Origin of the sequence: Streptomyces sp. NPDC004647, from assembly GCF_040609575.1 — a bacterium.
Classification (GTDB): domain Bacteria; phylum Actinomycetota; class Actinomycetes; order Streptomycetales; family Streptomycetaceae; genus Streptomyces.
Genome location: NZ_JBEXKU010000183.1, coordinates 1 through 2977, shown reverse-complemented (window position 1 = coordinate 2977; position 2977 = coordinate 1). Strand labels below are relative to the sequence as shown.

General features: G+C 64.5%; 4 protein-coding genes and 1 pseudogene. 4 read left to right on the top strand and 1 reads right to left on the bottom strand.

What is annotated here, in order from left to right:
• Together ABZW18_RS34420 and ABZW18_RS34415 are read left to right on the top strand one after the other, a co-directional pair.
• Positions 1 to 882, top strand: a pseudogene (locus ABZW18_RS34420) (FAD-dependent oxidoreductase); the annotation flags it as partial.
• A 5-nt stretch (positions 883 to 887) separates the two neighbouring features.
• The gene (locus tag ABZW18_RS34415) at positions 888 to 1325 is read left to right on the top strand and encodes an ester cyclase (RefSeq protein WP_356195370.1); all 438 of its coding nucleotides are present in this window, start codon (positions 888 to 890) and stop codon (positions 1323 to 1325) included.
• Between the two features lie 19 nt (positions 1326 to 1344).
• Here the strand turns inward: ABZW18_RS34415 and ABZW18_RS34410 are convergent, their stop codons facing one another.
• Positions 1345 to 1986: a response regulator transcription factor gene (locus ABZW18_RS34410; protein ID WP_356195368.1), complete on the bottom strand. Its 642-nt coding sequence runs from the start codon at positions 1984 to 1986 to the stop codon at positions 1345 to 1347.
• A 308-nt stretch (positions 1987 to 2294) separates the two neighbouring features.
• Between ABZW18_RS34410 and ABZW18_RS34405 the strand changes: the two genes are divergently transcribed.
• A complete protein-coding gene (locus ABZW18_RS34405) occupies positions 2295 to 2435 on the top strand; it encodes a hypothetical protein (RefSeq protein ID WP_356195375.1) in 141 nt (46 codons plus the stop codon).
• Positions 2436 to 2824: 389 nt separating this feature from the next.
• On the top strand, positions 2825 to 2977 hold a 153-nt coding region (locus ABZW18_RS34400), incomplete at its 3' end, for a helix-turn-helix transcriptional regulator (protein WP_356195372.1).

Here is a 2977-nt window from a genome sequence, read left to right as displayed (position 1 = left end):
AGCGTCGGCGTCACGCTCGACCCGCGGCTGTACCCCAAGCCCGAAGACCTCAGCCCGGAGGAGGAGTTCGCTCAGCTGGCGCACCGGTTCCCGGCTGTGGAGCGGCAGTTCGAGGGCGCCAAGAAGGTACGCGAGTGGGTGTCCACGGGGCGGCTGCAGTACTCCTCCCGGAAGACCGTGGGGCAGCGCTGGTGCCTCATGTCGCACGCCGCTGGATTCCTTGACCCGCTGTACTCGCGGGGTATGTCCAACACATTCGAGATCATCCACGCACTGGTCCCGCGCATCCTCGACGCCCTGGCTGACGACGACTTCAACGAGGAGCGTTTCCGTTACGTCGAGGAGCTGGAGCAGGGCCTGCTCGACTACAACGACATCCTCGTCAACTGCTCGTTCATCTCGTTCTCGCACTTCCGGCTCTGGGATGCAGTGTTCCGCGTCTGGGGCAGCGGAAACACCCCCGGCTCGCTGCGTATCAACAACGCGCTGCGCACCTTCCGGGCCGACCGCGACGCGAGCGTCTTCGACAACCTGGAGAAGGCAACGCACACCGGCCTGTGGTGGCCCGACAGCGACGCCTTCAAGCTGGTGCTCGACGGAATGGCGGAAGCCTGCGCGCAGTACGAATCGAATGCCATCGACGGCGATACGGCCGCGGACCGGATTATCCGACTCGTCCAGGAATCTGAGGCGGTGTCTCCGGAGTTTGGCTGGAAAGACGTGAACCGCCGGTTTATCTATCCGGACCAGCGCCAGATGAAGGACTTCCTGGAGTGGGCGGCCGCATCGCCGCTCCCGGAGCTGAGTACCATCGGCCGGGAAACCCTGGCGGCACTGCGCAAGGCAGGCGCCGCAGCCGCCCCCGAGGCCGGGAACCGGTGAGCGCCATGCCCGTACGTGATGGCCTCAGCACCCAGGAAGCCAACAAGGCTCTCGCCCGCTACTGGTTCGACGAGGGCTGGACCCGCTGCAACGTGGAAGTAGCCGACCGCGTTTTCCACCCGGACTTCCTGCTGAACGGGAAGCGGGTCGGCCCGGAGGGACCCAAGCAGAGCGTGCTGCGCCGACACGCGGCGTTCTCCGAACTCACCGTGGACGTCGGGGTCCAGGTGGCCGAAGGACCATGGGTGGCGACGTGGTACACCACTCGGGCGACGCATGTGGGGGAATACGCCGGAGTGGCTCCCACCGGGCGCTCGATTTTTTCCGAAGGGGTGCAGGTTTGGCGTGTGGAAGACGGCCTTGCAGTGGAGGACAGGAATGTCTTCGACCTATGGAAGCTCGTATCCCAACTCCGTGAAAAGGACGGGCAAGGTGCGTCCTGAAGGCCCGCTCTGCAATTCCCTACGAGGCGGCCCGAATAATGTTCTTCTCGTAGGCGAAAATGATCGCGTGCACTCGGTTGCGGATCCCCAACTTCTCCATTACTTTCTGGATGTGAGACTTCACGGTGCTCTGACTGAGAGTCAGCTCGGCGGAGATCTCGGCATTGCTGTAGCCGCGCGTCATAAGACGGAACACCTCGATTTCCCGCTCCGTGAGCTGCTCCAGCGGCGAATCGCCGGGCTGCTGCTGCCGGATCGTGGGGATCAGTAGGGACTTCCCGGTGGCCATGATGCGGACTGCGGCGGCGAGTTCCTGGGGTGTGCTGCTGTTGGACAGCAGACCTTTCACCCCGATCTGTAGCAGCCGGCTCGCCGCCGCGTCCACGTCGTTGATCAGGACCAGCATGTTGGGAGCGGGATGAGGCGGGTGCGACCGAACCAGCGCGCTGACGCTGTCGACCGCTTCCGCCGCGTCCGTATGGGAGTTGATGATGACGACGTCCGGCCTCAGTTCCCGGTACTGCGTGGCTGCGGTGTCGCTGTCCTGGGCGACTCCGACCACAACAAGATCGGGGCAAACCTCCAGAATGGTGTGCAGTCCCGTCTGAGAGATGGGCTGTGAATCAACGAGCAGGACTGCGGTGCGTGCCGAACTCGGCATGTACTCCCCCGATGTGTCGACGGTTTGAACCTTGCAGACAGAATATGCCGGGAGGCATCGGACCCAGCTAGGGCGGCGCTTATCCCAGATTGGCGAATTTCCCGGAAGAGCCGTGCACCCGGCCCGCCGTATCCACGATGCGTCAATTCACCGGGGCACGCCCAGATCCCCGCACCCAGACCGTGATTGCTGTAACACCGGCACTGCAGGTGTCGCCGGGTCGGCAAGTTCGGGAGCCGAAGCTTGAGTTCAGCGATGCGTGGTGGAAAACACGTTTATCGGCGCACGCACCCGTATAGCCTGGGGAAATGCTCAGCGAAGTCACGGCGACCCGCTATGTCACGCCCTTGCGTGAGGGCGGCTCGCTCCCCGGCATCGTCGAGGCCGACGTCCTGAAGTTCACCGGAGCACCCCGTGACCTGCGACTACTCCGCAGGAGGTCGTCCTGACCTGCAGTGATGCTCCTTTCCTGATCTTTCAACGGGGGCGAGTTGATGCGGCTGGTTCTCCCCGGACGCTCCCCAGCCGCGCCGTTCCTCCCCACGCTCTCCCCAGTGACTGGCTGATGCTGCAGCATCTCTGGCACATAGTCGGATGAGGAAGGCGCGCCCATAGAACGTCACGCTGTGTGGTCTCGTAGCGAGGGTCGAGGGCTTGTAGCGCGAGCCTGAGGGAGCGCGGGAACGCGGCAGGGGTTGCGGGTGCCGATAATGTGACCGAGGGCGCCGACCTCACGCCGCCGGGGCCTCGGCGGGCGCCGCGCCGGCGCATGGGAGGGCGCTGAGGTGCCGTCCCGGCCCATGCCTGGCCGCGTCGCCGATGTGTAGTGTGGTTACACATGAAGGCAGAAACCCTGAGAGGGAACCTGGAAGGGATGCTGCTGTCTGTGCTGGAGCCCGGACAACTGCATGGCTATGCGGTCATCGAGGAGCTCAAGCGGCGCAGCGGGGACGCGATCAATCTGCCGACCGGCACCGTCTATCCGGCCCTG